The following is a 24,938-nucleotide window of genomic DNA, read 5'->3' as shown; positions in this document are numbered from 1 at the left end:
CTCAGTAGTCCTCCCGATCGCCGACGGCGCGCAGGATCTCGAGGACCTCGTCGTGTGCGCCGGGCGCCGCGGCCAGCACCGAGTCCGACTCGGGGGTCCACGGTTTGCCGGCCAGGTCGGTGACGATGCCGCCCGCGGACCGCACCTGCGCCACGCCGGCGGCGTGGTCCCACACGTGGCCGCCGAAACTTATTGCCGCGCCGACGATCCCGTCCGCGACGTAGACGAGGTCGATGCCGGTGGAACCGTGCATCCGCAGCCGCGACGACACCCGGCTCAGGTTCTCCAGCAGGGCGAGCCGGTAGCGGCCCGGGAACCGGCCGCGCGAGTCGGCGCTGAACGTTCCGACCGCGAGCAGGCTGTCGGCCAGCTGCGTGGTTTCCAGCGATGGTTGCGGCGCACCGTTTTTGATCAGCGGGCCGCCCGCGATGGCGGTGTAACGGTCGCCGATGAACGGCAGCCAGGTCAGGCCCGCGACGGGTTCGCCGTCGTGCAGCAGAGCCAGCAGGATCGCAGCCATCGGCGACCCGGCCGCGTAGTTGAACGTGCCGTCGACCGGATCCACCACCCACACCCACGGCGAGTTCACGTCGGTGCCGCCGAATTCCTCGCCGTGCACCCCGATGCCGGTGGTGGCTTGCAACGCGGTGACGACCTGCCGCTCGATGGCGAGGTCGATCTCGGTGGCGAAGTCGTTGCCCTTCTTGGCAACCGCGGAATCGGCGCGATGGCCCTCCAGGAAGCGCGGCACCGCGGCGTCGAGGATCACCGACGCCTTGTCCACGAGGGGCGACACCATTGCGTTGAGGTCCATGCGGCTACGCCCTCATCGCGGCCAGGGCCTGCGGCAGGGTGAACCGCCCGGCGTACAGGGCCTTGCCCACGATGGCGCCCTCGACCCCGCGGTCGGTGAGCGTGGCGATGGCGCGCAGGTCGTCCAGGCTCGACACGCCGCCCGACGCGATCACCGGGACCTCGGTGCGGTCGGCCACCGCGCCCAGCAGCTCGAGGTTGGGGCCGCCCAGGGTCCCGTCCTTGGTGACGTCGGTGACGACGTACCGCGAACACCCTTGCCCGTCAAGGCGTTCCAGCACCTCCCACAGGTCGCCGCCGTCGGTCTCCCAGCCGCGCCCGCGCAGCCGGTGCTGGCCGTCAACGATTTGCACGTCGAGCCCGACGGCGACCTTATCGCCGTGCTCGTCGATGGCCCGCGCGCACCATTGCGGGTTCTCCAGGGCCGCCGTGCCCAGGTTGACCCGCGCGCAGCCGGTGGCCAACGCCGCGGCCAGCGAGTCGTCGTCGCGAATCCCGCCGGACAGCTCCACCTTCACATCGAGCTTGCCCACCACCTCGGCGAGCAGCTCGCGGTTGGAGCCGCGGCCGAACGCCGCGTCCAGGTCGACCAGATGGATCCATTCGGCCCCGTCGCGCTGCCAGCCCAGCGCGGCGTCCAGCGCCGAGCCGTACTCGGTCTCGCTGCCGGCCTTGCCCTGCACCAGCCGCACGGCACGGCCGTCGACCACGTCGACGGCCGGTAACAGAATCAATGACATCTACAGTCCCTCAACCCAATTGCTCAGCACGGCCGCACCGGCATCGCCGCTCTTCTCCGGGTGGAATTGAGTGGCGGAAAGCGGGCCATCCTCGACCGCGGCCAAAAACGGCACCTGGTGGGTCGCCCACGTCAGCACCGCCGCCGGCGAACCCTCCCAGCGCTGCGCGGCGTAGGAGTGCACGAAGTAGAACCGCGCGCCGTCGGCCAACCCCTTGAACAGCGCGCTGCCGGGCGCCGGATCCACCACGTTCCAGCCCATGTGCGGGATCACCGGCGCGTCCAACCGGGTGACGGCCCCCGGCCACTGCCCGCAGCCCTTGGTCTCCACCCCGAATTCCACGCCCCGGGCGAACAGGATCTGCATGCCCACGCAGACGCCCAGCACGGGCCGCCCGCCGGCCACCCGCTCGGCGATGATGCGGTCTCCCCCGACTTTCCGCAGGCCCGTCATGCACGCCTCGAACGCGCCGACCCCCGGCACCACCAGCCCGTCGGCGGCCGCCGCGGCCGCCGCGTCGGCGGTCACCTCGACCGACGCGCCGACCCGCTGAAGCGCGCGTTGCGCCGACCGCAGGTTGCCCGAGCCGTAGTCGAGCACCACAACAGATTTGGTCACAGAACACCTTTGGTGGACGGCACACCCGACACCCGGGGGTCGCGCTCGACCGCCTGACGCAGCGCGCGGGCCACCGCCTTGTATTCGGCCTCGGTGATGTGGTGCGGGTCGCGGCCGTGCAGGACCCGCACGTGCAGCGCGATGCGGGCGTTGGAGGCCAGCGTTTCGAACACGTGCCGGTTGACGACGGTGTGATACGGCACCGCGCTGCCGGTGATCGTGGTGTGCTGCAGGTGATCCGGCTCACCGGTGTGCACGCAGTACGGCCGCCCGGAGACGTCGACCGCGGCGTGGGCCAGCGCCTCGTCCATCGGGATGAAGGCATCCCCGAAGCGCCGGATGCCCTTCTTGTCGCCCAGCGCCTGCCCGAGCGCCTGGCCCAGCGCGATGGCGGTGTCCTCGATGGTGTGGTGGCCCTCGATCTCGACGTCGCCCTTGGTGCGCACGGTCAGGTCGAAGCTGGCGTGGCTGCCCAGCGCCGTGAGCATGTGGTCGTAGAACGGCACGCCGGTGTCGACGTCGACCTGTCCGGTGCCGTCGAGATCGAGCTCGACGACGATGTCGGATTCCTTGGTGCGCCGTTCGATTCGGGCGCGGCGGTTTTCGGTGCTCACGGGGCTCCTACTGAGGTGGCTGGGGCCAGTTCGGTGGCGGCGATCTGGGCGCTGGCCCGCAGGAAGGCGTCGTTCTCCTCGGCCAGACCCGTGGTGGCGCGCAGGTAGCCGGGGATCCCGACGTCGCGGATCAGGACGCCGGTCTCCAGGTAGCGCGCCCAGGCGGCCGGCGCGTCGGCGAATTCGCCGAACAGCACGAAGTTCGCGTCGCTCGGGATCACCCGAAAACCCATGCCGCTCAACGCCGTTGTGACGCGCTCCCGCTCGGCGATCAGGGTGGCCACGCTGCCCAGGGTGTCGTCGGCGTGCCGCAGCGCGGCGCGGGCCGCGGCCTGCGTCACCGACGACAGGTGATACGGCAGCCGCACCAGCAGCATCGCGTCGATCATCGCCGGTGTGGCGATCAGGTACCCGAGCCGCCCGCCGGCGAACGCGAACGCCTTGCTCATGGTGCGGGTGACGACGAGCTTCCTCGGATACTCCTCCACCAGCGCCACGGCGCTGGGCTGCGAGGAGAACTCGCCGTAGGCCTCGTCGACGATCAGGATGCCCGGCACCACGTCGAGCAGCCGCCGCAGGTCGGCCAGCGAAACGCTTTGCCCGGTCGGGTTGTTGGGGCTGGCGACGAACACCACGTCGGGCCGGCGTTCGGTGACGGCGGCGACGGCCGCGTCCACGTCGAGGCCGAAGTCGTCGGCGCGCGCCGTCTCGATCCACTCGGTGCGGGTGCCGTCGGCGATGATCGGGTGCATCGAGTAGGACGGGACGAACCCGATCGCGCTGCGCCCCGGTCCGCCGAACGCCTGCAGCAGCTGCTGCAGGATCTCGTTGGAACCGTTGGCGGCCCAGAGGTTTTCGACGTCGAGCGGGGTGCCGGTCTGCGCGGTGAGGTAGGCGGCCAGGTCGCGGCGCAGGGCGACCGCGTCGCGGTCGGGGTAGCGGTGCAGGTCGACGGCGGCCTCGCGCACCGACCGCACCACGTCGTCGACCAGCGCCTGCGTGGGCGGGTGCGGGTTCTCGTTGGTGTTCAGCCGCACCGGAACCGCCAATTGCGGTGCCCCGTACGGCGATTTGCCGCGCAGGTCGTCCCGCAACGGCAGGTCGTCCAGCGTGGGCTTGTCGCGTTCGGTCACCGCTCGAACCTCCGCCGGACCGCCTCGCCGTGCGACGGCAGGTCCTCGGCCTCGGCGAGCGCAACCACGTGCCCGGACACGTCTTTCAGCGCCGCCTCGGTGTAGTCGACGACGTGGATGCCGCGCAGGAATGTCTGCACCGACAGGCCGCTGGAATGGCGGGCGCTGCCGCCGGTCGGCAGTACGTGGTTGGACCCGGCGCAGTAGTCGCCGAGGCTCACGGGCGCGTACGGGCCGACGAAAATGGCTCCGGCCGAACGTATTCGGCCCGCGACCGCAGCGGCGTCGGCGGTCTGGATCTCCAGGTGTTCGGCGGCGTAAGCGTTGACCACCTGGATGCCCGCGTCCACGTCGTCGACCAGGATGATCGCCGACTGGGGCCCGCCGAGCGCGGCCGTCACCCGTTCGCGGTGCACGGTGGTTTGCAGCTGGGCGGCCAGTTCGGTGTCGGTGGCGGCGGCCAGGCTTTCGCTGGGGGTCACCAGCACGCTGCCCGCCATCTCGTCGTGCTCGGCCTGGCTGATCAGGTCGGCGGCCACGTGCGCGGGGTCGGCGGTGTGGTCGGCGAGGATGGCGATCTCCGTCGGCCCCGCCTCGGCGTCGATGCCCACCCGGGATCGGCACAGCCGCTTGGCGGCGGTGACGTAGATGTTGCCGGGGCCGGTGATCATGTCGACCGGCGCGAGCTCCGAGCCGTCGATGTCGGTGCCGCCGTAGGCCAGCAGGGCGACCGCTTGCGCGCCGCCGACGGCCCACACCTCGTCGACGCCGAGCAGCCGGGCCGCGGCCAGGATCGTCGGGTGCGGCAGCCCGTCAAAGGCCGCCTGCGGCGGGCTGGCCACCACCAGCGAGCCGACCCCGGCGGCCTGCGCCGGCACCACGTTCATCACCACGCTGGACGGATACACCGCGTTGCCGCCGGGCACGTACAGGCCGACCCGCTCGACGGGCACCCACCGCTCGGTGACCGTCGCGCCGGGGCCGAGCGTCGTGGTGACGTCGGCGCGGCGCTGGTCTGCGTGCACGGCGCGGGTGCGCTCGATCATGACCCGCAGCGCCTCGGCTACCGCCGGTACGAGATCCGCCAGCGCCTTGTCGAGCGCCGCCCCGGGGACCCGGACGGCCGGGGGCCGCACCCCGTCGAAGGAGGCGCCGTATTCCAGCGCCGCCTCGGCCCCGCGCTCCGCGACGGCCTCCACGATGGGGCGCACCGTGGGCAGCACGCTGTCCACGTCGGCGCCCCCGCGCGGCAGCGCCGCCCGCAGCCGGGCGGCCGTCAGCTCCGCGCCGCGCAGGTCAATGCGGGCGATCGGCGACGGTTGGGTGGGGGTCACGTCCTCCATTGTCCCAGAGCAGCTCAAGTCGTTATCCGGCCGGTAGTGTGGCCCTCATGTCCACAAAGGATCACCCGAACAACGCCCCGGGCGTGCCGATGGTATTCCCGGTCTGGTTCGAGCGCTTCCAGATCAAGTACTTCAACCCGGCGGTCAAGCCGATCGCGCGTTTTCTGCCCGGCACGGCGACCATCAAGCACCGCGGTCGCACCTCCGGCAAGGAGTACGAGACGATCATCACCCCCTACCGCAAGGGCAACGTGCTGGCGATCGCGCTGGCCCACGGCAAGACGAACTGGGTCAAGAACGTGCTGGCCGCCGGCGAGGCCGACGTGCAGTACAGCCGCAACCGCGTCGTGCACATCACCAACCCGCGGATCCTGCCCGCCGGCTCCGACGGTGCGGGCCTGCCACGAATGGTCCGCGCGCAGCTGGGCAGGGTCGGGGTGTTCGTCGGCGATATCGCCTGACTTCGCCGTCGACTAGGCCCTCGTGAAGACGGTCTTGCCCGTCATCGCCGGCCAGGCCGAGGGGGCTTCATCCCAGGCGACGACGCGGTCGACGGCCGGCGACAGGTCCAGGCCGCCGGCGAGCAGTTCGAGCGCGCGCGGGATGACGGTGCGCGCGCTGACGCGTCCGGTGACGAACCGCACGCCGCGGGTGTACATCGGCAGCAGCGGCATCTCGACCTTGTATTCGGGGTAGATCCCGGTGTCGGTGCACACGCCATCCGGCCAGGTCGCGCGCAGCGTCGCAGAAAGCGTCGCGGCGTCGCCGGTCGTATGCACGGTGACCGGGTACGGGTCCCACGACTTGTCGGGTTTGGGAACGTCGTGGACCGCCGCGCCGAGCTTCTCGGCGGCGGCCAGCCGCTGCGGGTCGGTGTCGACGTAGTCGACGCGGGCTCCCAGCGCCACGCCGAAGGCGGCCGCGTACAGCCCGATCGACAGCCGACCGAGTACCAGGACGCGGCGATCGGCCGGATCGAGCGCGTTGAGCTCGTCGGCGAACGGCCCGACGGTGCGCCAGCCGTCGGGAATGTTGTCCGACAGGGACGCGATGGAGACGGGGTCCACGGGGTCAGGAAACGGGATGAGCATTGCGTCGGCGTAGGGCACCAGCACCAGATCCGACATGAACCCGCCGCCGTCCAGCCCCGCGATCGGCGCCATTCCGTACATCGCCATCAGAGGCCCCGAGCCGCACGAACCGGTCACGCCTCGACGGCATTCGCGACAGGTGCCGCAGCTGATCTGAAAAGGCACCACCACCCGGTCGCCGACCCGAACCCCCTTGACGTCGTCGCCGACGGCCACCACCTCGCCCAATCCCTCATGGCCGACCGCGTACGCCGGCGGCAAGGGCAGCCTCCCTTGGCAGACTGCGACGTCGAGGTCGCAACACGCCACCGCCAGCGGCCGGACCAGCGCCTGCTCGGGGGCGGTGAGCTGCGGCTCGGGCACCTCGCGCCACGCGTATCGCCCGGCCTCTTCATAGGTCAGTTGCCTCATCTCTGCATTCTTGAGTGATTGCTCAAGTAAAGTCAATAGCATGCCAAGACCGGATCGCAGCCGCGCCGCGCTGATCGACAAGGCCGCCACCCTGTTTCGCCGCCAGGGCTACGCCGCGACCGGCCTCAACCAGATCCTCGACGAGGCCGGCGTCAAGCCCGGTTCGCTGTATCACCACTTCCCGCAGGGCAAGCAACAATTGGCCGCGGCGGTCGTCGACACGCAAGGGACCGGCATCGAGCACCTGCTGCGCCGGTTCCTGGCGACGCGCCAGCCGGTGGCCGACATCGTCGATCGGTGGGTCGACCTGCTGGCCGCGGGCTTGGCGGGCGACCGGCGCGACGGCTGCCCCATCGAGCCGATCGCGACCGAGTCGGTGCACGCGAGCCCGCTGGTGCGCGAGGCGTCGGCACGCGCCTTCGGGGGATGGTGTGCGGCCATCGAGGAGCGGCTGCGCTCGGAAGGGTGGGCCGCGGCGGAGGCGAAACGGGTTGGGCTCGCGGTGATTTCGCTGATCGAGGGGGCTCTGATCCTGTCGCGGATCTCCGGCGACGCGGGCGCGCTCGAAGCGGCCAAGCCCGCGGCGCGCACGCTACTGCGCGGCTAGTGTGCGCTCACGGCTTTCGGTATGAAGGGAGGGCTGGATTTCGGCGATTTTCCGCCCTGGATTCACAGGCAAGCGGAAGGCCTACATGTCCAGGCCGATGTCGAGCACGCGCACCGAGTGGGTCAGCGCGCCGACGGCCAGGTAGTCGACACCGGTCGCGGCGTACGTCGCCGCGTTCTGAAGGCTGAGGCCGCCGGAGGACTCGAGCAGCACGGCGGGCGCCCGGGCGTCGCGGCGCTGCACGGCGATCTGCGTCTGCCAGACCGGGAAGTTGTCCAGCAGGATCAGCTCGGGCTTCTCGGGCAGCACCTCGTCCAGCTGCTCGAGCGAATCCACCTCGACCTCACAGGGCAGGTCGGGGGCCGCCTCCCGCACCGCCCGCAGCGCCTCGACCACGGAGCCCGCAGCCGCGACGTGGTTGTCCTTGATCAGCGCCGCGTCGCCCAACCCCAGCCGGTGGTTGACGCCGCCGCCGACGCGGACCGCGTATTTCTGCAGCGCCCGCAGGCCCGGCAGGGTCTTTCGGGTGTCGCGGACCTTGGTCTTGGTGCCGTGCACCGCGTCGACCCAGGCCGCGGTCGTAGTGGCGATCCCCGACAGGTGGCAGACGAAGTTCAGCGCGGTCCGCTCCGCGGTCAACAGGCCGCGGGTCTCCGCCCGGACCGTCAACAGCGGCTCGCCGGGCGCCGGCCGGGCGCCGTCCTCGAGGCGATCGAGCACCTGATAGCCGCCGGCGCCGATCACCTCGTCGAAGACCAGCAGCGCGACGTCCACCCCGGCGATCACGCCCGGCTCGCGGGGCACCATGGACGCGGTGGCCACCGCGCCGGCCGGGACCGTGGCCTGCGTGGTGACGTCGGGGCCGAAGCGAAGGTCTTCGTCCAGGGCGCGCCGGATGAGGTCGCGGGCGGCGTCGAGTTCGCCGTCGGAAAGCATCGTCACCCCACCGCCGCCAGCGCCTCCACCAGCACCGAGTTCTGGTCGTCGGCCAGCCGGAGCACGCTGCTGCGGGCTTGTTCGGGCGCGACGTCCGGGTACTCCGCGCGGTGGTGGCAGCCGCGGCTTTCGTTGCGCGCCAACGCGCCCGCGGTCACCGCCCGGGCGGTCAGCGTCAGCGCGACGTCCTCGAAATCGCGGCGGCCGGCGATGTTGCGGACCGGCGCCCCGGAAAGCTTGTCGGACAACCGGTTCAGCCCGGCGGCGTCGCGCACCACCGAGGCGTCCCGGCTCATGGCCCGGTGCAGGTCGCCGCGCGGCGTGGCGGTGGGGGCGACGGGGTCGGGTGCGACGGCGCGGGTGCGCCCGGCGGAAACGGCGTGCGCGGCCGCGGCCTTCCCGGCGCGCCCGCCCACCACCAGGCCCTCGAGCAGGCTGTTGGACGCCAGGCGATTTGCGCCGTGCATGCCGGTTCGGGCCACCTCGCCGGCGGCGAACAGCCCGGGCAACTCCGTCTGCCCGTGCACGTCGGTGACCACGCCGCCGCAGCTGTAGTGCGCGCCGGGGACGACCGGGATGGGTTGGCGCACCGGGTCGATCCCCGCCTCCCGGCAGGCGGCGGTGACGGTCGGGAACCGCGTCTCGAAGCCCGTGATGCCGCGCGCGTCGAGGAAGACGCAGGGGTCGCCGGTCTCCCGCAGCCGCGCGTCGATGGCCGCCGCGACGACGTCGCGGGGCGCCAGGTCGCCCATTGGGTGAACGCCCGCGGTGACCGAATTGCCTTGGCTGTCAAGCAATGTCGCACCCTCGCCGCGGATCGCCTCGGTGACCAGCGGGCGGCGCCCGCCTCCGGCGCCGAAAAGCATGGTCGGGTGGAACTGGATGAACTCGAGGTCGCTCACCGGCACGCCGGCCCACAGGGCCAGCGCGATGCCGTCGCCGGTGGAGCCGTCGGGATTGGTGGTCGCCCCGTAAAGGTGCCCGAGGCCGCCGGACGCGAGAATCACCGAGGGCGCGTTGATGATTCCGTAGCCGTCGACGCCGCCCAGCAGGACCCCGGTGACGGTCTCGTCGTTGCGCAATACGCGCAGGGCCACATGGCCGGCGCGAATGTCCAGCCTTGCCGCGGCGTGGTCGAGCGCGCGCTGCACCTCGGCGCCGGTGGCGTCGCCGCCGGCGTGCACGATGCGCCGCCGGGAGTGCCCGCCCTCGCGCGTCACGTCCCAGCGGCCGGGGACGGATTCGTCGAATCGCGCTCCGTCACCGACCAATTCGGACACCGCCCGGTACCCGTCGGCGACAATCGAGTACACCGCGTCGGGATCGCACAGGCCGGCGCCGGCGGCCAGGGTATCGGCGACGTGGGCCTCGGCGGAGTCTGGGTTTTCCGGGTTGTCCGGGAGCACCACCGCGATGCCGCCCTGCGCGTAGTGCGTCGCCGTCCCACCCTTCGCCCGGTCGGCCTTGCTCAGCACGACGACGCTGCGGCCGGCGCGATGGGCCGCCAGCGCCGCGGCCAAACCCCCGACGCCGGTGCCGATTACGACGACGTCGGCGGAGTGGGTCCAGTCCGGGCGGGCGATCATTCGCCGCCGCCCGGCTGCCCGATCTCGATCATTCGCTGCACGCTGCGCCGGCCCGCCGCCGCGATCTCGGGGTCGACGTGGACCTCGTCGGCCCCCTCGACCAGGCAACGCAGCAGCGCGGCCGGGGTGATCATCTTCATGTACTTGCAGGAGGCCCGGTCATTGACCGCGCGGAAGTCGACTTGCGGTGCGGCCCGGCGCAATTGGTGCAACATGCCGACCTCGGTGGCGACCAGGACCTTGCGCGCGTGGGTCTCGTGGGCGGCCTCGAGCATGCCGCCGGTGGACAGGATCTTCACCCGCTCCGCCGGGAAGGCGCCCTCGCCCGCGAGGTACAAAGCCGAAGTGGCGCAGCCGCATTCGGGGTGCACGTATAGCTCGGCGTCGGGGTTTGCCCGCGCCTGCTCGGAGAGCTCGTCGCCGTTGATGCCGGCGTGCACGTGGCACTCCCCGGCCCACACGTGCAGGTTCTTGCGGCCCGTCACGCGCCGGACGTGGGCGCCGAGGAACTGGTCCGGGCAGAACAGCACCTCGCGCTCGGGGTCGATGGACTCGACGACGTCGACCGCGTTGGACGACGTGCAGCAGATGTCGGTCAGGGCCTTCACCGCGGCGGTGGTGTTGACGTAGGAGACGACGACGGCGTCCGGGTGCTCGTCCTTCCACGCGCGCAGCTCGTCGGGGGTGATGGAATCGGCCAGCGAGCAGCCGGCCCGCTGGTCCGGGATGAGCACGGTCTTGTCCGGGCTGAGGATCTTGGCGGTCTCGGCCATGAAGTGCACACCGCAGAACACGATCGTGTCCTCGGGCGCGTCGGCGGCGATCCGCGACAGCGCCAGCGAGTCGCCCACGTGGTCGGCGACGTCCTGGATGGCGGGCAGCTGGTAGTTATGCGCGAGCAGCGTGGCGCCGCGCAGCGTGGCCAGCCGGCGAACCTCGGCGGCCCACTGCTCGTCCCCGTCCACGCCGGCGTAGCCGGCCGGGGTGTCGGTGATGCGGGCACTCATGTCGTGCGCGAGCGTGTCCATGCGAGTCAAGACCGTCATTGGCGGCTCCTTTGCGCTTGGAGGTTTTCGACTTAGAATCGAAAACATGCGCCATACTAGCACTGAACACGAGGTGCTCGCCGTCGTGTTTCAGGTTCGTCAGGTAACGGGCGCTACGCGTAGAGAAAAACCGCAGTTGAACGTCCTGCTATGGCAGCGCGCCAGGGATCCGCAGCAGGGCGCCTGGTCGCTGCCGGGCGGACGGCTGCGCAACGACGAGGACCTGACCACCTCCGTTCGCCGCCAGCTGGCCGAAAAGGTCGACCTACGAGAGCTGGCTCACTTGGAGCAGCTCGCTGTGTTTTCCGACCCACTCCGGGTGCCCGGTGCGCGGGTGATCGCGTCGACGTTCCTGGGCCTGGTGCCCTCCCCCGCCACCCCGGAGCTGCCGCCGGACACCCGGTGGCACCCGGTGAATTCGCTGCCGCCGATGGCGTTCGATCACGGACCGATGGTGGCACACGCCCAGACCAGGCTGGTCGCAAAGATGTCCTACACCAATATCGGGTTCGCTTTGGCGCCAAGGGAATTCGCGCTCTCCACGCTACGCGACATCTACGGCGCCGCGCTGGGCTACCAGGTGGACGCGACGAACCTGCAGCGCGTGCTGGTCCGGCGCGGGGTCATCAGCCAGACCGGCACCATCGCGCAGTCCGGGCGCAGCGGCGGGCGCCCGGCGGCGCTGTACCACTTCACCGACTCTCAGCTGCGGGTCACCGACGAATTCGCTGCGTTTCGGCCGCCCGGCGTTTAACGCCACGCCACCCACGACACGCCGGTACATTGGGCAGCACACCTTTCGCCCCGTGAGCTGGGGGGGACCACGAGAACTGGCTCACAATGCGGCGATTACGTTTTGGCCACCGTCCGTTCATGCGCGAGAATGCCGGATGGCCAAGGAGGGATCTGCGAATGGTTGAGTTCGGCAATCTCGCGGGGACGCGTGACGCCCAGTGGATCGGACGGCCGCAGCACGAGCAACTGCAGCGCAAGGTCCGGCCGCTGCTGCCCTCGGACGACCCGTTCTACCAGCCCCCGCCCGGCTATCAGCACGCCGAGCCGGGGACTGTGCTGCGCTCGCGCGACGTCGAGCTGGCGTTCCTGGGTCTGATCCCGCAGCCCGTCAAGGCCGTCCAGCTGCTCTACCGCACGACGAACATGAACGGCGACCCCGAGGCGACGGCGACCACCGTGATCGTCCCGGCCGAGCTGGCTCCCGGGCAGACCTGCCCGGTGTTGTCCTACCAGTGCGCGATCGACGCGATGACGTCCCGCTGCTTTCCGTCCTACGCGCTGAGGCGCCGCGCGAAGGCCCTCGGGTCGCTCAGCCAGTTCGAGTTCCTGCTGATCACCGCCGCCGTCGCCGAGGGCTGGGCCGTGTCGGTGCCCGACCACGAGGGCCTCAACGGCTCGTGGGGCGCGCCGTACGAGCCCGGTTACCGCGTGCTGGACGGCATCCGCGCCGCGCTGAACTCCGACCGGCTCGGGCTGGTGCCGTCGGCGCCGATCGGCCTGTGGGGCTACTCCGGCGGCGGCCTGGCCAGCGCGTGGGCCGCGGAAATGTGCGGCCAGTACGCACCGGAGCTGGACATCGTCGGCGCGGTGCTGGGCTCGCCCGTCGGCGACCTCGGCCACACGTTCCGCAGGCTCAACGGGAGCTTCCTGGCCGGCCTGCCCGCGCTGGTGGTGGCCGCGCTCGCCAAGGTCTACCCCGACCTGGACCGGGTGATCAAGGAGCACACCAACGAGGAGGGCCGCGCCCTGCTCGACTCGCTGCACGAGATGACGACCGTGGAAGCCGTCCTGCGGATGGCGGGCAAGAACATGGGCGACTACCTCGACGAGCCGCTCGAAGACATCCTGTCCACCCCCGAGGTCACGTACGTCTTCGACAACATCAAGCTGGGCGCGGCGGTGCCGACGCCGCCGGTGCTGATCGTGCAGGCGGTGCACGACTACCTGATCGACGTGCACGACATCGACGAGCTCGCCGACGCCTATTCGGCCGGCGGCGCGCGGGTCACCTACCACCGGGACGCGTTCAACGAGCACATCTGCCTGCACCCGCTGTCCGCCCCGATGACGCTGCGCTGGCTCACCGACCGATTCGCCGGCCGCCCGCTCACCGAGCACCTGATCAGGACGACGTGGCCGACGATGTTCAACCCGATGACCTACGTCGGGATGGCTCGGCTGGTCAAGATCGCCGCCAAGGTCATCACCGGCCGCAAGATCCCGCACCGTCCCCTGTAAGCCGCTACGAGACGGCGGCCTCCGGGGCCTCGGGCTCCATCGGCACGGCGCCGGCCCGGCGTTCGGCCACCGGAAGACCGCCCAGGTCGTCGCGGGCGTCGGCGGCCGCGAGCAGCGCGTACACCAGCGCGGCGATCCCCGCGGGCCACATCAGAGTGACCGCCACCTGCGGAACATCCAGGGCGAAGAACACCGGCGGCGCCTGGGTGACGTAGGCGACCGAGGGGCTGCCCGACAGCGGGACCGCGTCGAAGTTCAGTGCGCCGTAGCGCAGCCGGACCAGCAGTGCGCCCGTCCCCGCGGCCACGGCGGCGGCGGCGACCATGCCCAGCGACATCCCGACGACCATCGCGGGCCCGCGGTGCTCGCGCCGCTGCCACACCAGCACCGCGCCCACCACCGCCAGCGCCGTCAGCACGCCCAGCAGCAGGCTCGGCGCGATGAAGAAGTGCTCCGATTCGGTGCCCAGGTAGTCGTGGACCCGCTCGCCCGCCCGCGTGATCGCGACGACCGCGCGGATCGGCGGGGCGATCCAGGCCCACAGCCCGCCGATCACCAGCCCGGTCGCGGCCACCCCCAGCGCCACGGCGACGACGGCGCGCACCCGCGCGCGGCGGGGAACGCCGGCGGGCCCCACGGGCGCCGGCCCGGCGTGCTCGGTCACCGCTGGGCCTCCATGTCCGCCGAGTCCACCTCTCCGTGCCGCGAGCACTGCGCCCGCCAGCCGTCGGGCCGAACCTGGACCACCATCCGGCGCCCGCACTGCGCGCAGAACCGGGGCGGCTCGAGGCCCAGCTGGGCGGCCGTCGGCACGGCGGTGCCCCCCAACTCCCCGGTGTACACGTTGTAGACGCCGGCGCTGACCGGGGCGCCTAGATCCCGAACCACGTCACCAGTTTCTTACAGGCTGGCGTTCAGCGCCTTGATCGGCATCTGCAGATCCTCGAGCAGTTCCAGGTCCGCCTCGGCGGGGCGCCCGAGCGTGGTCAGGTAGTTGCCGACGATGACCGCGTTGATACCGCCCAGGATGCCCTGCTTGGCGCCGAGGTCACCCAGGGTGATCTCGCGGCCGCCGGCAAAGCGCAGCATCGTGCGCGGCAACGCCAGCCGGAAGGCGGCGACCGACTTCAACGCCTCGCTGACCGGCAGCACCTCAAGGTCGCCGAACGGGGTGCCCGGCCGCGGGTTGAGGAAGTTCAGCGGCACCTCGTCGGGCCCGAGTTCGGCCAGGTCGGCGGCGAATTCCGCGCGCTGCTCCAGGGTTTCGCCCATACCGAGGATGCCGCCGCAGCACACCTCCATGCCGGCGTCGCGCACCATCGACAGCGTCTCCCAGCGCTCTTCCCAGGTGTGGGTCGTCACGACGTTGGTGAAGAACGAGCGGGCGGTCTCCAGGTTGTGGTTGTAGCGGTGCACGCCCATCGCCGCGAGTTGCTGCACCTGCTCGGCGCTCAGCATCCCCAGCGAGCAGGCGATGTTGATCTCCACCTCGTCGCGGATCGCCTCGATGCCGGCCGCGACCTGCGCCATCAATCGCTCGTCTGGGCCGCGCACCGCGGCGACGATGCAGAACTCGGTCGCCCCCGACTTGGCGGTCTGCTTGGCCGCCTCGACCAGGCTGGGGATGTCGAGGCGCGCACTGCGCACCGGCGACGAGAACAGCCCGGACTGGGAGCAGAAGTGGCAATCCTCCGGGCACCCGCCGGTCTTGAGGCTGATGATGCCCTCGACCTCGACCTCGGGGCCGCACCAGCGCATCCGCACCTCGTGGGCCAGGGCCAGCAGCTCCTCGAGGCGGTCGTCGGGCAGCTGCAGCACCCGCAGCACCTGGTCCCGGGTCAGGCCCTCGCCGCCCTCCAGAACCTGGCGGCGGGCCACCGCGAGGATGTCGTCGTTCGAGTCGTCGGCGTCGGTCGTCGGCCGAGTTGCCGCTTGAGTCACCAGGTACTCCCCTGCATCTTTTGTGTGCGCGCGCACCCGCACCTGCCACGTCGTCGCGGCAGCCTGAACAAATCGGTGTTCAAAGTAGGGTAACGGCCGCCGAAAAAACGAGGCACATGGGCACCGCCGGGGTATGTCTGAACGGTGACCTATCCGCAGACCGATCCGCAGGTCGTTTACGTCGCCCACCACATGCTGCTGCTGGCGATCCCGGCCTTCCTGCCGGCGATCGTCGTCGTCGCGGTGATCCTGTATGTCGCGCTGAAAGACCGCCGCGGTGCCGGCCCGGACGCTAAGCAGCAAAGCGACTCCGCCAACAAAGACGGTGATTGACGAGGCCCCGATCGGGGCATTCCGGTTCCTGCGAGCCGCGTCACGGTTCGTGTTGGCCCGACGGGTTGGGAGGGTTTGACGATGAGGTCGGCGGATCTGAATTTTGTGGCGGAGGCACCCGCGCGCGGCGCCGGCCTCAACCAGGTGATCGGATTGTCGATCGCCGCCGTGGTGATCGGCGCGGCGATGCTGTGGATCGGTTACGCGCACCGCAATCACCGCATCGAGTGGCTGACCCGCGTCGCGGACCGGGTGGGCGCAAAGTTCCACCGCCCCAACTGGGTGGCCCTACCGGTCTTGATCTTCACCACGTTCATCATTTGCGCCCTGTTCGGGTTCATCTGGGACGTCAGCTGGCACATCGGCAACGGCCGCGACCCCGGCCCCCTGGCCAACCCGGCGCACTACTTCATCATCATCGGCCTGTTCGGGATCTTCGTCGGGGGCATGGTGGCGGTCGTGCTGCCGTTCGACAAGCCCGGCCCGGCGGCGGTGCGCATCACGCGTAACTGGTACGCCCCGATCGGCGGGATTCTGATGGCGGGCTGCGGACTGTACGCGATGATCGGGTTCCCGCTCGACGACATCTGGCACCGGATCTTCGGACAAGACGTAACCCTCTGGGGCCCAACGCATTTGATGATGATCGGCGGAGCCTGTTTTTCCCTGTTCGCGGTGCTGATCCTGGAGCGAGAGGGCGAGGCCCACGAGGGGGCGGAGGTCTTCCACGGCCCGTTCATCACATTCCTGCGCTACCTGTCCTTCGGCGGTCTGTTCATCGGGCTGTCCGTCTATCAGATCGAGTTCGACTTCGGCGTCCCGCAATTCAGGCTGGTGTTCCAGCCGATGCTGATCGCCGCGGCGTCCGCGCTGGCGGCGGTGGCCGCCCGCCTGACCATGGGGCGCGGCGGCGCCGTCATCGGGGCGCTGTTCGCCGTCGCGTTGCGGGGGCTGGTCGCGTTGGTGGTCGGGCCCGTCCTGGGCGCGCCGATCAACTGGTTCCCGCTGTATCTGGGCCCCGCGCTGGTCGTCGAGCTGGTGGCGCTGACCCCGCTCCTCAAGCGCCCCATCGCCTTTGGCGCGGTTTCGGGGCTCGGCGTGGCGACCGTCGGGCTGTGGCTGGAGTCGTTGTGGATCGGCGCGGTGTACCACTACCCCTGGCCGACCAGGATGTGGGGTGAGGCGCTGGCGATGTCGGTGCCCGTGGCCGTGCTGACCGGGGTGTGCGGGGCGATGTTCGGGATGGTGCTCACCGGACAGCGGCTCCCGGGCCGCCGGGTCGGCATCACCGCGGTGGTGTTGACGGTGTTGGTGATCGGCGCCGCGGTGGCCAACGGTTTGCACATCTTGGTGCCGAGCCAAAACACCGCCACCGTCACGCTGACCGACCAGCCCAGCCAACCGGGACGGCGGATGGTGTCGGCGGACGTGCAGCTCACGCCGCCGTTCGTCAGCGACCATCCGGACTGGCTGACGATCCTGTCCTGGCAGGGGCGCATGGAGAACAACCGCGGCCTGATGATCGACCGACTGGAGAAGGTCGGTCCGGGGCACTACCGGTCGACCCAGCCGGTTCCCGTGTGGGGAGACTGGAAGACGCTGCTGCGGGTTCAGGACGGCCGCACGATGACGGCCGTGCCGATCTGGGAGCCCGCGGACGACGCCATTCCGGCGCCCGAGGTTCCCGCGCTCGCGCAAAGCGTGCGGCCGTTCGTCCTGGAAGTCACGATCCTGCAGCGCGAACGCGACCAGAGCGCGCCGGCTTGGTTGTTCACCGCCGGTGGGATCGTGGTGCTGATCTTGACCCTGATGGTGATCAGCGCGCTGACATGGGGTGCCGGCCGGCTGAACAACGCCCAGGAATCGCCCGAACCGGTCGAGGAGAAGCAGCCCCTGCCCGGGGCCCCACGGGCGGCGTGAGAACGGTGCGGCGCGCCCTCGTCACCGCGTCGGTGGCGCTGACGTGGGCGCTGGTCGCCTGCGGCGGTTCGCACACCCCGTCCCCCGCCGCGGCCCCGGTCGTCGACGTCACCATCGCCAAGGGCCAGGTCACCCCGACCAACGCCACCGTGGCGGCCAAGGTCCACCAGCAGATCACCCTGCGGGTCAACAGCGACGCCGCCGACGAGCTGCACGTGCACTCCACGCCCGATCACAAATTCCCGGTCGCGGCCGCGCCCGGGCAAACCTTCCAGTTCAGCGTCGACGTGCCCGGCAACGTCGAGGTCGAGCTGCACCACCTGGACCGCACGATCGCGACCATCCAAGTCCAGCCGTGAGCGCCGGCGGCGCGACCGCGGTGCTCGCGCACGGTCTGGGCGGGTCGGGCGACCTTCCGGTGCCCTACCTGTACGCGATGGTCGGGGCCGCGTGGGCGCTGACGTTCACCTTCGCGCTGGTGGCGTTCGCGTGGCGGCGGCCGCGGTTTGATCCGGACAAGCCCGGCCGCCCGCTGCCGTCGGCGCTGACCTCCTTCGTCGACGCCCGGGGCACCCGTTGGACGGCCGCCGGGCTGGCGCTGGCGTTCGCGGTGTGGGTGGTGCTGGCCGGGGTGTGGGGCCCGCAATCGGAGTCCAACGCCCTGCTCGGGGCGTTCTACGTGCTGCTGTGGGTCGGGCTGGTGGCGCTGTCGCTGCTCTTCGGGCCGGTCTGGCGGGTGATCTCACCGATGCGCACGGTGTATCTGCTGCTGCGGCGCGTGACGCCGGGGCGCGCCGGACGCAGGCGGTATCCCGAGGGCTGGGGCTATCGCCCCGCGGCGCTGGGCCTGTTCGCCTTCGTGTGGATGGAGCTGGCCAGCCCCAACTCGGCGTCGCTGCCGCTGGTGCGGGCGTGGCTGGCGATCTATGCCGCGCTGATGCTGGGCGGGGCGTGGCTGTGCGGCCAGCGCTGGCTGGCCCGGGCCGACCCGTTCGGCGTGTACAGCATGGCGGTTTCCCGCCTCTGCCCGTTTCGCCGCAACGCGGCCACCGGAAAGATCGTCGTCGGGAATCCGCTCGATCACCTGCCGTCGCTGCCCGTCCGCCCCGGCGTGGTGGTGCTGCTGGCGGTGTTGCTCGGGTCGACGGCGTTCGACAGCTTCTCGTCGTCGCCGACGTGGCGGGGCTTCGCCGACGAGGTTTCGCGTCGCTTCGGCCCGCCACCGACGCTCTCGTCGTCGCTGCTGCGCACCGCGGGGCTGATCGTGTTCATTTCCGTTGTGGCGGTGACGTTTTCGCTCGCGGCGCGGGCCACCGGCGGCGTCGACCGCGAGCAGCGCCGCGCCCTGCCGGGCCGGATGGCGCATTCGCTGATCCCGATCGTGGTGGGCTACATCTTCGCGCACTACCTGTCCTACCTCGTCGAGCGCGGCCAGCAGGCCGTGATCGCGCTGGCCGATCCGTTCGGCCGCGGCTGGAACCTGTTGGGGCTGGCGCATTTTCACGTCGCGTACGTGCTGTCGGCGCATCCCCCGGTGCTCGCCGGGATCAAGGTGGCGTCGGTGGTGACCGGCCACATCGTGGCGGTGGTCGCCGCGCACGACCGGGCGCTGCGGCTGCTGCCGGCCGGCCATCAGCTCACCGGGCAGCTCACCATGATGCTGGTCATGGTCGGCTACACGTTCACCGGCCTGTACCTGCTGTTCGGGGGCTAGCCGGCGATCGGGTGCTCGACCTTCTTGTTGCCGTCCCAGCGGCGCAGGCCGGCGAAGCGGCCGTCGAGCTGCGTCGGGCGGCCCGCGATGCGCAGCGCCCGCCCGAGCTGGGGCCCGCCGACCCGGCGGGCCAGCGTCACGTGCGCGGTCCACTGACCGGGCAGGCTGTTGGACATCGACGCCGGCTCCAGGTGCGGACCGCACACCCGGTGCACCTCGGCGTGCAGGGTCAGCAGTTCGCTGGTCGGCACGATCAGCCGCGCGAACACGACGTTCGCCCGGCCGAACAGCACCGGTGCCCCGACAGCACAGTCCAACGGCAACCGTCCGGCGAGAGGACTGAGTAGCTCGTCGACTTGCGCGTCGATGCGTTCGGCGACGGCCAGCGTCACGTGCGGCCGGCTGGCCGGGGCCTGGCTGGGGATGCCGGCGCCGGCCAATTCGCGCCAGATGCCGCGAATGGCCGCCTCGGTGTCGGGGTCGAAGACCAGCTCGATGGAATGGACCATCAGCGCACCAGCGCGCTCACCCAGTCGCGGTCGAATGCCGCGGCGCTCATGGCCGCGAAGTCCGGCGCGGATGCGGCGCCGGCGGGCAGCGCGGCCCGCACCGGGGCCAGCTCGCCCAGCGCCGACCGGTTCGACGTCTCCACCAGGCCGGGCTGGGCCGGCCAGCTGCCGATCACCAGGCCCGCGCACGGAACACCATGCGCGGCAAGGGATTCCAGGGTCAGCGCGGTGTGGTTGAGGGTGCCCAGCTCGGCGCTGACCACGACGAGCGCCGCGGCACCCAGCCCGACGGCGATGTCGCGCAGCGTGACGCCGGCGCCGGCGAGTTCGACCAGCAGGCCGCCCGCGCCCTCGACCAGCGTCAGCCGCCCCGGGCGGTCCAGGTCGCGGATGAGCCGCGATACCTCCTCGCCGGTGGGCAGCGGTATTCCCGACTGCTCGGCCGCGGCGGCCGGGGCCAGGGGCAGCGGATACCGCGCCAGGCCGGCGAGTTCGGTCACCCCGGACAGCCGGCCCACCTCGGCGAGGTCGTCGTCGCCGGCGTCGGTGCCGGTCTGGACGGGTTTGCACACCGCCACATCGATGCCCGCCTGACGGGCGTGGCAGGCCAGCGCCGCGGTGACGACCGTCTTGCCCACCCCGGTGCCGGTGCCGGTGACGACCAGAACGGTCAACGGCGCGCCTTAAACACGTCCCGCGAGCACGTCCGTCAGCACCCGGCGCGCCGTCTCGAGGTCGTCGGCGTCCAACGACGCGCGCGCGGACAGGCGCAGCCGCGACGTCCCCGCGGGCACCGTGGGCGGCCGGAAGCAGCCGACCTTGACGCCGGCGTCGAGGCAGGCGTTGGCGGCGGCCAGCGCCACCTCCGGGTCGCCCAGGATCACCGACACGACAGCCGACTGCGGTACGTCCGGCACGTCGCACGTTTCGGCCAGGAAGCGGGCGTGGCGCAGCACCGCATCCGGCCGCCAGGCCTCGACCCGCAGCACGCGCAGCGCGGCCCGGGCGGCGCCGACCGCCGCCGGGGCCAGGCCGGTGTCGAAGATGAACGGGCGGGCCGCGTCGATCAGGTGGGCGCGCACCGCCGTCGGGCCGAGCACCACCCCGCCCTGGCTGCCGAGCGCCTTGGACAGCGTCGTGGTCATCACGACGTCGGGCGCGCCCGCCAGGCCGAGCTCGTGCAGCAGCCCGCGCCCGCCGCCGCGCACGCCGAGGCCGTGCGCCTCGTCGACGATGAGCAGCGCGCGGTGGCGGCGGCACACCTCGTGCAGTTCGCGCACGGGGGCCAGCGAGCCGTCGGCGCTGAAGACGGAGTCGGTGATGACGACGGCGCGCTCCTCGTCGCGGGAGCCCAGGGCCGCGTCCACGGCGGCCACGTCGCGGTGCGGCGTCACCCGCACCCGGGCGCGCGACAGCCGGCACGCGTCCACCAGCGAGGCGTGCGAGAGGGCGTCGGACACCAGCAGCGAACCGGGGCCGGACAGGCCGACGACGGCCCCCAGGTTGGCGGTGTATCCGGAGGAGAACAGCAGGCCCGAGGCGGCGCCGACGAAGTCGGCGAGCTCGGACTCGAATTCCTGGTGCAGCTCGGTGTCGCCGGTGACCAGCCGAGAGCCGGTGGCCCCGGCGCCCCACATGCGCAGCGCCGCAACGCCGCCCTCGATCACGTCGGGGTGCTGGGACAAACCGAGGTAGTCGTTGGACGCCAGGTCCAGCTCGGTCGTGACGGCGGGGCGCGGGCGAAGCGAGCGACGCAGCCCGGCCTCGCGGCGCTGCCCCTCTACCGCGTCCAGCCAGGCCAGCGGCGACGTCTCGATCGGTGCCCGCGGGAAGGCGTTCATGGGCGTTCAGCCTACGGGGGGCGGCATCGGCCGTCGCTACGGTGTGATGACCTGCCCGGGGTTGCCGGGGCTCCCGCCGGTCCCGCCGGCCGCGCCACCGGTCCCAACGGTGGTATTGCCCGGAGTGATCGAGAAGACGTTGCCGCCGTTGCCGCCGTTGCCGCCGGTGGCACCGCCGCCGCCGGTGCCGCCGGTGCCGCCGATGGAATGCCCCGTGGCCAAGTAGTTTTGCGCGGTGCCGCCCGTCCCGCCGGTACCGCCGACCGTGACGCCGAAGCCGCCGGTGCCGCCGAGCCCGCCGGTGGCGGTACCCCAGTCGGGCGGGTAGATCGCCAGGCCGTTGAAGGTGTCGACGGTGAAGTTGTAGGGCCCCATGATCGCGCCGCCGCCGTGGCCGCCGTTCCCCCCGGCGCCGACCGTACCGATGCCACCCTCGCCACCGGTGCCGCCGATGGCGGTTCCCCACCCCAGGTTGAACGCGACGCCGCCCGCGCCGCCGTTGCCGCCGCTGGCGCCCTGGCCGCCGGCCCCGCCGGTGCCGCCCAACCCGAAGCCGGCTCCGCCGGCCCCGCCGTCGCCGCCCTGGCCGGTGAGGCTCAGGCCGCCGGCGCCGCCGGTGCCGCCCTGCGGAACGCCCACGCCCAGTTCGGCGCCGCCGAGGAAGCCTGTGTTGCCGCCGGCTCCGCCGGTGCCGCCGGTCGCGTCGGTTGCGTTCCCGCCGGCCCCCCCGACGCCGCCGACACCCGACAGGAACCCACCGGGCCCGCCGGTCCCGCCGTTACCGCCGTTGATCCCGGAGGTGAGGGAGGCGCCGCCGGCGCCGCCGGCCCCGCCGTTACCGCCCCAGATGGCCGCCCCGCCGTTACCCCCGGCCGCCCCGGCGCCGCCCAGGCCCCCGGCGCCCCCGTTGCCGAAGATCCCGGCCTGCCCGCCGTTACCGCCGGCCACGCCGGCGAGGGTGGAATCCCAGCCCTTGCCGCCATTGCCGAGCAACAAGCCGGCGTTCTGGCCGTTCGGGCTGGTCTGCGTCCCATCGGCGCCGTTGAAAAACAGCGGGGCCCCCACCAGCTGCTGGCTGGTCTGGTTCAGCTCGTACATCACTGTCCCCAGGACGTCCGTCCTGGGCGGCGGCGCCGGCCCGGAGGCGTCAGCCACCGCGTTCCAAATCGGCGCGAAGATCGAGTACGGCGAGATGCTGGCCGCGTTGGTCGCCTCGGCCGCCGCGTACGCCCCGCCCGACCCCGTCAGGGCCTGGACGAACTGGGCATTGAACCCCGCCACTTGGGCGCTGAGCGCCTGAAACTCCTTCGCGGCGTCGGAGAACACCGACGCGACCGCGGCCGAAACCTCGTCGCCGGCGGCAGCAACCAAACCGGTGGTCGGGGTCGCCGCCGCCGCGTTCGCGGCGCTGACCGACGAGCCGATACTCGCCACCTTCGCCGCCACCGCCGCGAGCGCGTCCGGCGCCGCGATCAGATACGACATGGCTGACCTCCGAAGACCGCCTCGGGCTCGCAGGCCTGCACACGACGATCACAATCCACTGACCAAAGTGAAAACGTATCCCGTTGCACACGTGCCTTACAACGTTTCACGAGATTTGGTCCAACGCGTTTCGCACCCGCGGCGGCGGACCGGGAACGGAGATCATCCGACGTCCCGGGCGCCCGCGCTCGCCACCCACCGCGGTCACCGTTGCCAACACCGGTCATGATCGGCACACATAACGTCATTCATCTGATTCCGCCTCAATCGATCCTAAATCACGATCAGTCGCGGCATTCCCAACTTTGCGTATCTTCGAGCGTCAAGGCGAAAGTCGCGAATACGCGCCGGTGCCGCGCCGCGCGTCCGGCGGGCCGCCACGTCGGCGCGGCGAAGGCCGTCCGGCCCGATTTCGCGTCGGGTCGCCGGCGCCGCGAAAACCGGCCACCCGCAATTTCCCCGGCTCCCCCGCGCTCGCCTCTTCGCCTCCGGTTCGGGCTGGTGAGGTCGAATTACCGGTCCCCGCCGGCGTCACTGTGGGCAAACGAAGTGAAAATCAGAATTTGCGTCAGGGGCAATTCGGCGGCCCGAAAAAGGAATTTGCCCTCCCGGAGCCGGAGGACTCGTACCATCCACCCTTCTGCCCGCCGGGGTCGGTACCAGATGCCATGTTATGCAGGGCGATCAGTTCGTAACGTCCGGACGTGCCTTCATTTTCGGTCGATAGTTGTCAACGTGAAAATGTTTACTGGATCCATTCTCACTAGACGGATGTTTAATAACGAAATGCCGTGACAAAAATTGCTAAAACCCGCTCTCAGATGGAGAATTACCGATACTGGATGCGTGATGCGCGATCGGGGGAGCATGGACGAGGACGACTTTCTGATCGCCGTAGGGGAAGCGGCGCAGGACGCGGTCTGGAAGACGCAGCACCCGCTCACCCACCACTTGGCGGAGGACGACCCGCGCCGGGTGCAGTATCTGCGCGAGTACCAGATGTCGGTAGGTCGCCAGGTGCTCGGCGCGATCGAGAAGCTGCGGCGCGGCGGTTCCTGCCAAGACACGCCCCGCGAATGCGCGCCCGTACTGCCGCCGAAGACGGATTTTGCGCTGCTGCGGGTCGCGCAGGAGCACCTGCGCCCTTAATCCCATAAGCCTTCGCCGCCACTTCGGCACGATCGCCGGGCCTCGTGCGAGGCAATGTCACATTCGCCCACATCCGCCGGGTAGGCGACGGTAGTTTCAGTCTGTGCCGCCGGCGTGCCCGCCGGCGCGAAGGCCGCGCTATTTGCGTGCCGTGCGGACGGACGAAGGAGTATGGGTGAAAACCATTCCCAAGATGCTGGTCTTCGCTGTTGTCGAGTTCGTCATGTTCGGCACGATGCTGTTTTTCCCGGCGGGCACATTCAATTACTGGCAGGCATGGGTTTTTCTGGTAGTGGTCGGCGTCGCGGCCTGGATCCCCGCCGTGTACTTGTTGCGGGTGAATCCCGCCGCGCTCGAGGCCCGGATGCGTGGCGGGCCGGCGGCCGAGGGCCGGATGGCGCAGCGGGTGATCATCGCCGGCTTGTACGCGTCGCTGGCGGCGATGGTCGTGGTCAGCGCCCTTGACCATCGCTTCGGCTGGTCGCCGGTGCCGACGGCGATCTGCGTGGTCGGAGACGTTCTGGTCGCCATCGGTCTGGGTGTGGTCGCGATGGTGATCATTCAGAACAGCTACGCCTCGGCGACCGTCCAGGTGCAGGCGGACCAAAAGGTCGTCTCCAGCGGCCTCTACGGGCTGGTCCGGCACCCGATGTACACCGGCAACGTGATCATGATGGTCGGCATCCCCCTGGCGCTCGGTTCTTACTGGGGACTGGTTTTCGTCGTCCCCGGCCTGCTCGTGCTGGCCTCACGCATCCGCGACGAGGAGAAGCTGCTCCAAAAGGAGCTGGACGGCTACCGCGAATACACGCAGAAGGTTCGCTACCGCCTCGTGCCGTCCATGTGGTAGCCGCG

27 protein-coding genes are annotated in these 24,938 nt (G+C 71.0%); 10 read left to right on the top strand and 17 right to left on the bottom strand.

What is annotated here, in order from left to right; all coding sequences use genetic code 11:
• Nucleotide 1 precedes the first annotated feature (1 nt).
• The 6 genes from AC5Y7V_RS23070 to hisD are packed head-to-tail and all read right to left on the bottom strand — an operon-like array spanning nucleotide 2 to nucleotide 5,261.
• Nucleotides 2–814 carry an inositol monophosphatase family protein gene (locus AC5Y7V_RS23070; protein WP_499882342.1) on the bottom strand — a complete coding sequence of 271 codons (813 nt, stop codon included), beginning with the start codon at nucleotides 812–814 and terminating at the stop codon, nucleotides 2–4.
• 4 nt (nucleotides 815–818) lie between these two features.
• Nucleotides 819–1,553, bottom strand: coding sequence for a bifunctional 1-(5-phosphoribosyl)-5-((5-phosphoribosylamino)methylideneamino)imidazole-4-carboxamide isomerase/phosphoribosylanthranilate isomerase PriA (priA, locus tag AC5Y7V_RS23065; RefSeq protein ID WP_499882341.1), 735 nt, complete (start codon nucleotides 1,551–1,553; stop codon nucleotides 819–821).
• Nucleotides 1,554–2,171, bottom strand: a complete 618-nt coding sequence (hisH, locus tag AC5Y7V_RS23060; RefSeq protein ID WP_499882340.1) for an imidazole glycerol phosphate synthase subunit HisH — start codon at nucleotides 2,169–2,171, stop codon at nucleotides 1,554–1,556.
• Nucleotides 2,168–2,785: an imidazoleglycerol-phosphate dehydratase HisB gene (gene hisB, locus AC5Y7V_RS23055; protein WP_499882339.1), complete on the bottom strand. Its 618-nt coding sequence runs from the start codon at nucleotides 2,783–2,785 to the stop codon at nucleotides 2,168–2,170. The genes hisH and hisB overlap by 4 nt, the downstream gene beginning before the upstream one ends.
• Nucleotides 2,782–3,918, bottom strand: coding sequence for a histidinol-phosphate transaminase (locus tag AC5Y7V_RS23050; protein ID WP_499882338.1), 1,137 nt, complete (start codon nucleotides 3,916–3,918; stop codon nucleotides 2,782–2,784). Before AC5Y7V_RS23050 ends, hisB begins: the two co-directional genes overlap by 4 nt.
• Nucleotides 3,915–5,261, bottom strand: coding sequence for a histidinol dehydrogenase (hisD, locus tag AC5Y7V_RS23045; RefSeq protein ID WP_499882337.1), 1,347 nt, complete (start codon nucleotides 5,259–5,261; stop codon nucleotides 3,915–3,917). The genes AC5Y7V_RS23050 and hisD overlap by 4 nt, the downstream gene beginning before the upstream one ends.
• 47 nt (nucleotides 5,262–5,308) lie before the next feature.
• Between hisD and AC5Y7V_RS23040 the strand changes: the two genes are divergently transcribed.
• The gene (locus tag AC5Y7V_RS23040) at nucleotides 5,309–5,722 is read left to right on the top strand and encodes a nitroreductase family deazaflavin-dependent oxidoreductase (protein ID WP_499882336.1); all 414 of its coding nucleotides are present in this window, start codon (nucleotides 5,309–5,311) and stop codon (nucleotides 5,720–5,722) included.
• A 12-nt stretch (nucleotides 5,723–5,734) separates the two neighbouring features.
• On the opposite strand, the gene AC5Y7V_RS23035 is transcribed toward AC5Y7V_RS23040, so the two are convergent.
• On the bottom strand, nucleotides 5,735–6,763 hold the full coding sequence (locus AC5Y7V_RS23035; RefSeq protein WP_499882335.1) for a zinc-dependent alcohol dehydrogenase: 1,029 nt from the start codon (nucleotides 6,761–6,763) through the stop codon (nucleotides 5,735–5,737).
• Nucleotides 6,764–6,803: 40 nt separating this feature from the next.
• Between AC5Y7V_RS23035 and AC5Y7V_RS23030 the strand changes: the two genes are divergently transcribed.
• Entirely contained in the window at nucleotides 6,804–7,370 is a 567-nt protein-coding gene (locus AC5Y7V_RS23030; protein WP_499882334.1) for a TetR/AcrR family transcriptional regulator, read from the top strand.
• 81 nt (nucleotides 7,371–7,451) lie between these two features.
• Here AC5Y7V_RS23030 and nadC read toward each other — a convergent pair whose 3' ends face one another.
• From nadC to nadA, 3 genes are read right to left on the bottom strand one after another with little or no spacing between them, the layout of a single operon-like run.
• Nucleotides 7,452–8,306, bottom strand: a complete 855-nt coding sequence (gene nadC / locus AC5Y7V_RS23025) for a carboxylating nicotinate-nucleotide diphosphorylase (protein ID WP_499882359.1) — start codon at nucleotides 8,304–8,306, stop codon at nucleotides 7,452–7,454.
• 2 nt (nucleotides 8,307–8,308) lie between these two features.
• The gene (locus AC5Y7V_RS23020; RefSeq protein WP_499882358.1) at nucleotides 8,309–9,889 is read right to left on the bottom strand and encodes an L-aspartate oxidase; all 1,581 of its coding nucleotides are present in this window, start codon (nucleotides 9,887–9,889) and stop codon (nucleotides 8,309–8,311) included.
• Nucleotides 9,889–10,938: a quinolinate synthase NadA gene (nadA, locus tag AC5Y7V_RS23015; protein WP_499882333.1), complete on the bottom strand. Its 1,050-nt coding sequence runs from the start codon at nucleotides 10,936–10,938 to the stop codon at nucleotides 9,889–9,891. The genes AC5Y7V_RS23020 and nadA overlap by 1 nt, the downstream gene beginning before the upstream one ends.
• A gap of 46 nt (nucleotides 10,939–10,984) precedes the next feature.
• Between nadA and AC5Y7V_RS23010 the strand changes: the two genes are divergently transcribed.
• Together AC5Y7V_RS23010 and AC5Y7V_RS23005 are read left to right on the top strand one after the other, a co-directional pair.
• Complete coding sequence (locus tag AC5Y7V_RS23010) at nucleotides 10,985–11,692, top strand: NUDIX hydrolase (protein WP_499882332.1); 708 nt, start codon at nucleotides 10,985–10,987, stop codon at nucleotides 11,690–11,692.
• A gap of 158 nt (nucleotides 11,693–11,850) precedes the next feature.
• Nucleotides 11,851–13,191, top strand: coding sequence for a lipase family protein (locus AC5Y7V_RS23005; RefSeq protein WP_499882331.1), 1,341 nt, complete (start codon nucleotides 11,851–11,853; stop codon nucleotides 13,189–13,191).
• Between the two features lie 4 nt (nucleotides 13,192–13,195).
• Here the strand turns inward: AC5Y7V_RS23005 and AC5Y7V_RS23000 are convergent, their stop codons facing one another.
• The 3 genes from AC5Y7V_RS23000 to bioB are packed head-to-tail and all read right to left on the bottom strand — an operon-like array spanning nucleotide 13,196 to nucleotide 15,132.
• Nucleotides 13,196–13,855 carry a DUF2567 domain-containing protein gene (locus tag AC5Y7V_RS23000; RefSeq protein ID WP_499882330.1) on the bottom strand — a complete coding sequence of 220 codons (660 nt, stop codon included), beginning with the start codon at nucleotides 13,853–13,855 and terminating at the stop codon, nucleotides 13,196–13,198.
• Nucleotides 13,852–14,079 (bottom strand): biotin synthase auxiliary protein BsaP, encoded by a 228-nt coding sequence (bsaP, locus tag AC5Y7V_RS22995; protein WP_499882329.1) that lies wholly within the window; start codon nucleotides 14,077–14,079, stop codon nucleotides 13,852–13,854. The genes AC5Y7V_RS23000 and bsaP overlap by 4 nt, the downstream gene beginning before the upstream one ends.
• A 12-nt stretch (nucleotides 14,080–14,091) precedes the next feature.
• On the bottom strand, nucleotides 14,092–15,132 hold the full coding sequence (bioB, locus tag AC5Y7V_RS22990; RefSeq protein ID WP_499882328.1) for a biotin synthase BioB: 1,041 nt from the start codon (nucleotides 15,130–15,132) through the stop codon (nucleotides 14,092–14,094).
• A gap of 144 nt (nucleotides 15,133–15,276) precedes the next feature.
• On the opposite strand from bioB, the gene AC5Y7V_RS22985 reads away from it, so the two are divergent.
• From AC5Y7V_RS22985 to AC5Y7V_RS22970, 4 genes are all read left to right on the top strand, one after another.
• On the top strand, nucleotides 15,277–15,465 hold the full coding sequence (locus AC5Y7V_RS22985) for a hypothetical protein (RefSeq protein ID WP_499882362.1): 189 nt from the start codon (nucleotides 15,277–15,279) through the stop codon (nucleotides 15,463–15,465).
• Between the two features lie 81 nt (nucleotides 15,466–15,546).
• Nucleotides 15,547–17,385, top strand: a complete 1,839-nt coding sequence (locus AC5Y7V_RS22980; RefSeq protein WP_499882327.1) for a hypothetical protein — start codon at nucleotides 15,547–15,549, stop codon at nucleotides 17,383–17,385.
• Nucleotides 17,386–17,390: 5 nt separating this feature from the next.
• Entirely contained in the window at nucleotides 17,391–17,744 is a 354-nt protein-coding gene (locus AC5Y7V_RS22975) for a hypothetical protein (RefSeq protein WP_499882357.1), read from the top strand.
• Nucleotides 17,741–19,099: a hypothetical protein gene (locus AC5Y7V_RS22970; protein WP_499882326.1), complete on the top strand. Its 1,359-nt coding sequence runs from the start codon at nucleotides 17,741–17,743 to the stop codon at nucleotides 19,097–19,099. Before AC5Y7V_RS22975 ends, AC5Y7V_RS22970 begins: the two co-directional genes overlap by 4 nt.
• Here the strand turns inward: AC5Y7V_RS22970 and AC5Y7V_RS22965 are convergent.
• From AC5Y7V_RS22965 to AC5Y7V_RS22950, 4 genes are read right to left on the bottom strand one after another with little or no spacing between them, the layout of a single operon-like run.
• The gene (locus AC5Y7V_RS22965) at nucleotides 19,096–19,608 is read right to left on the bottom strand and encodes a 2'-5' RNA ligase family protein (protein WP_499882325.1); all 513 of its coding nucleotides are present in this window, start codon (nucleotides 19,606–19,608) and stop codon (nucleotides 19,096–19,098) included. The genes AC5Y7V_RS22970 and AC5Y7V_RS22965 overlap by 4 nt on opposite strands.
• Nucleotides 19,608–20,282, bottom strand: a complete 675-nt coding sequence (gene bioD / locus AC5Y7V_RS22960) for a dethiobiotin synthase (protein WP_499882324.1) — start codon at nucleotides 20,280–20,282, stop codon at nucleotides 19,608–19,610. The genes AC5Y7V_RS22965 and bioD overlap by 1 nt, the downstream gene beginning before the upstream one ends.
• Nucleotides 20,283–20,291: 9 nt before the next feature.
• Nucleotides 20,292–21,449, bottom strand: a complete 1,158-nt coding sequence (locus tag AC5Y7V_RS22955) for an 8-amino-7-oxononanoate synthase (protein ID WP_499882323.1) — start codon at nucleotides 21,447–21,449, stop codon at nucleotides 20,292–20,294.
• A gap of 36 nt (nucleotides 21,450–21,485) precedes the next feature.
• A complete protein-coding gene (locus tag AC5Y7V_RS22950) occupies nucleotides 21,486–22,934 on the bottom strand; it encodes a PE family protein (RefSeq protein WP_499882322.1) in 1,449 nt (482 codons plus the stop codon).
• An 867-nt stretch (nucleotides 22,935–23,801) separates the two neighbouring features.
• Between AC5Y7V_RS22950 and AC5Y7V_RS22945 the strand changes: the two genes are divergently transcribed.
• Complete coding sequence (locus AC5Y7V_RS22945) at nucleotides 23,802–24,083, top strand: hypothetical protein (RefSeq protein WP_499882321.1); 282 nt, start codon at nucleotides 23,802–23,804, stop codon at nucleotides 24,081–24,083.
• Nucleotides 24,084–24,258: 175 nt separating this feature from the next.
• A complete protein-coding gene (locus AC5Y7V_RS22940) occupies nucleotides 24,259–24,933 on the top strand; it encodes a methyltransferase family protein (RefSeq protein WP_499882320.1) in 675 nt (224 codons plus the stop codon).
• Nucleotides 24,934–24,938: the final 5 nt, after the last annotated feature.

It is taken from the genome of Mycobacterium sp. NGS34, assembly GCF_059812845.1.
The sequence above is the reverse complement of the archived record's forward strand: the minus strand, read 5'-3'. Positions and strand labels throughout refer to the sequence as shown.